Annotated in this window: 4 protein-coding genes; all 4 read right to left on the bottom strand. The window is 57.4% G+C overall.

The features are described from left to right. Nucleotides 1–136 precede the first annotated feature (136 nt). Nucleotides 137–772: an endonuclease III gene (gene nth / locus RI563_RS08490; RefSeq protein ID WP_310693939.1), complete on the bottom strand. Its 636-nt coding sequence runs from the start codon at nucleotides 770–772 to the stop codon at nucleotides 137–139. A 153-nt stretch (nucleotides 773–925) separates the two neighbouring features. Next, nucleotides 926–1618: an electron transport complex subunit E gene (locus RI563_RS08485; RefSeq protein ID WP_310693938.1), complete on the bottom strand. Its 693-nt coding sequence runs from the start codon at nucleotides 1616–1618 to the stop codon at nucleotides 926–928. Continuing rightward, nucleotides 1615–2265, bottom strand: coding sequence for an electron transport complex subunit RsxG (rsxG, locus tag RI563_RS08480; RefSeq protein ID WP_310693937.1), 651 nt, complete (start codon nucleotides 2263–2265; stop codon nucleotides 1615–1617). Before rsxG ends, RI563_RS08485 begins: the two co-directional genes overlap by 4 nt. Then, nucleotides 2265–2729: RnfABCDGE type electron transport complex subunit D (locus RI563_RS08475; RefSeq protein ID WP_310693936.1), on the bottom strand; the 465-nt coding region annotated here is incomplete at its 5' end. The genes rsxG and RI563_RS08475, both read right to left, overlap by 1 nt.

The following is a 2729-nucleotide window of genomic DNA, read 5'->3' as shown; positions in this document are numbered from 1 at the left end:
ACGTTGGGTGCTACCTGAATTGACTCTCCCTCGAGTTACTCTGTAAATACCTATTGTTTGCGCGCTTGGCGTCTTTGCGTCCTTTGCACCCAAACAACGGGCATAAACGTTTATTCCACCAGTCATAAAAAGAGAATCAGTCGGAGGTCTTGTGTTTGTACTCGCACAGGTCCTCGATGACACAGGCGCCGCAACGTGGTTTGCGCGCCACGCAGGTGTAGCGGCCAAGCAGAATGAGCCAGTGATGGGCGTCTTTTTTGTATTCTTCAGGCACCAGCTTGAGCAGTTTTTTCTCCACCTCCAGCACGGTCTTGCCGGGGGCGAGGCCGGTGCGGTTGCTGACCCGGAAAATGTGGGTGTCCACGGCGATGGTGGGGTGACCAAAGGCGGTATTGAGAATCACGTTGGCGGTCTTGCGCCCGACGCCGGGTAGCGCTTCCAGCGCTGCCCGGTCCTCGGGGACTTTGCCGCCGTGCTGCTCGACCAGTATCTGGCAGGTCTTGATGATGTTTTTGGCCTTGCTGTTGAACAGCCCGATGGTCTTGATGTATTCCTTCAGGCCGGATTCTTGTAGCTCCAGGATCTTTTTCGGGCTGCGAGCCACCTTGAACAGCTCTTTAGTCGCCTTGTTGACGCCCTTATCCGTGGCCTGCGCCGAAAGAATCACCGCGACCAGCAACTCAAACGGCGAGCGGTAGTTCAGTTCGGTGGTGGGATGCGGATTCTCTTTTTTCAGCCGCTTGAAAATCTCACGCCTTTTTTCAGGATTCATTCTTGTTGTTCTTCAAGCTAATTGTAAGAAATCGAATTGATAAAATAATCCGCAAATGCACGCGAATATACGCAAATAAATGCAAGAGCGGGAGTTTAATAATTATACAATCTCTTTGCGTTTATTCGCGTTAATTTGCGGACCTTGTTCTTCTTAAGTCGTTGCGCCGGCGGGTTGTTCGGTGCCGATGGGGGCCTTGCTGCGTTCGGCGCGGCGCTGGTCGATCAGGTTTTTGACGGCGATGAGTAATCCGAGCCCGATGAAGGCGCCGGGGGGCAGGATGGCCAGCAGGTAACCGCGGTAGTCCTCGAACAGGACCAGGGTCATCCAGTCGGCGCCCTGGCCGAACATCAGCTCGGCCTGGCGCAGCAGGGTGCCGAAGCCCAGGATTTCACGCATGGCGCCGAGGGTGACCAGTACGGCGGTGAAGCCGATTCCCATGAACAGCCCGTCGGTGAAGGCCTGTGGGACCGGGTTCCTGGAGGCGAAGCTTTCGGCACGCGCCAGGATCGAGCAGTTGGTGACGATCAACGGGATGAATATCCCCAGGATTTTGTACAGTTCGTGAAACCAGGCATTCATGCTCAGTTCAATCACGGTGACCACCGAGGCGATGATCAGAACGAACACCGGCACCCGAATCTCGGGGCGTACCCAGCGGCGAATCAGCGAGACGGTGGTATTCGACACGACCAGTGTCAAAATGGTGGCCAGTCCCAGGCCCAGGCCATTGATCGTGGTGTTGGTGACCGCCAGCAACGGACACAGGCCCAGTAACTGGACAAATGCCACATTGTTGGTCCACAGGCCGTCGCGGATCAGGGTGCCGTAAGGATTGTTTGTCATGCTGACTCGTCCGTCGTCGGGTTGTCGTTGGGGCGAAACAGTTGTTCGCGATGTTCTGCGTAATATTTAAGCGCGTTATGCACCGCTTTGACAACGGCGCGCGGGGTGACTGTCGCGCCGGTGAACTGATCGAACTGGCCACCGTCTTTTTTAACTTTCCAGCCGGCGGGGCCGGGGTTGTCCAGGGATTTGCCGCTGAAGCTGTGAATCCAGTCGGAGCGGTCCGCCTCGATGGCATCACCCAGCCCCGGTGTCTCGCGATGGTTTATGACGCGTACGCCGGCCAGTTCCCCATTATACCGAATGGCTACCAGCAGGTTGATGGGGCCGCCATACCCGTCCGGCGCCATGACATTGAGAATGGCGGTAACCGGCTCACCTTCCTTGCGGGCCCGGTAGACGGTGACCGGTTTGGGGGTACCCAGCAACGTTTCATCGCGTACCTGGATGGTATCCCGGGTCAGTGTGTTGTCATGCGTCCTGGGCGGGACCAGGGTATGCAGGTTACGCAACAGGGCGGCCTGTTTGTTGGCGGCAATGGTCGGCGCGGTCTGCTGATGGATCCAGGCGACCAGCCCGGCACCGATCACGGCAAAGCCGCCCAGCAAGACCGCGCTGATCGTCATGTGTTTGATCAGTGCCCGCATTACGAGTGCTCCTCGCCAAAGACGGGCGGCCGGGTATAGTAATCAATCGTGGGAACCGCCATGTTCATCAGCAGCACGGCAAAAGCGACGGCGTCGGGATACCCGCCCCAGGTGCGGATGATATACAGCAGCAGACCGATTCCGATGCCATAGATGATCCGACCCCGGTTGGTGGTCGCTGCGGTGACCGGATCGGTGGCGATGAAAAATGCGCCGAGCATGGTCGCACCACCGAACAGATGGAACAGCGGCGAGGTAAAGGCGTCGGGATCGTTCAGGTGGAATAATCCGGAAACAAGAAACAGGGTCGCCAGCATGGCCAGCGGAATATGCCAGCTGATGACACGCATATAGATCAGTACCAGTCCGCCCAGCATGAACAGCAGATTGATCCACTCCCAGCCGTGGCCGGAGAGCATGCCGAACAGTTCGGTACTGCTGTGCTGAATTTCGGTCAGGGTGAG

The sequence above is a fragment of the Thiohalophilus sp. genome (assembly GCF_031581315.1).
Taxonomy (GTDB): domain Bacteria; phylum Pseudomonadota; class Gammaproteobacteria; order UBA6429; family Thiohalophilaceae; genus Thiohalophilus.
This window is presented reverse-complemented; position numbering and strand designations above follow the sequence as displayed.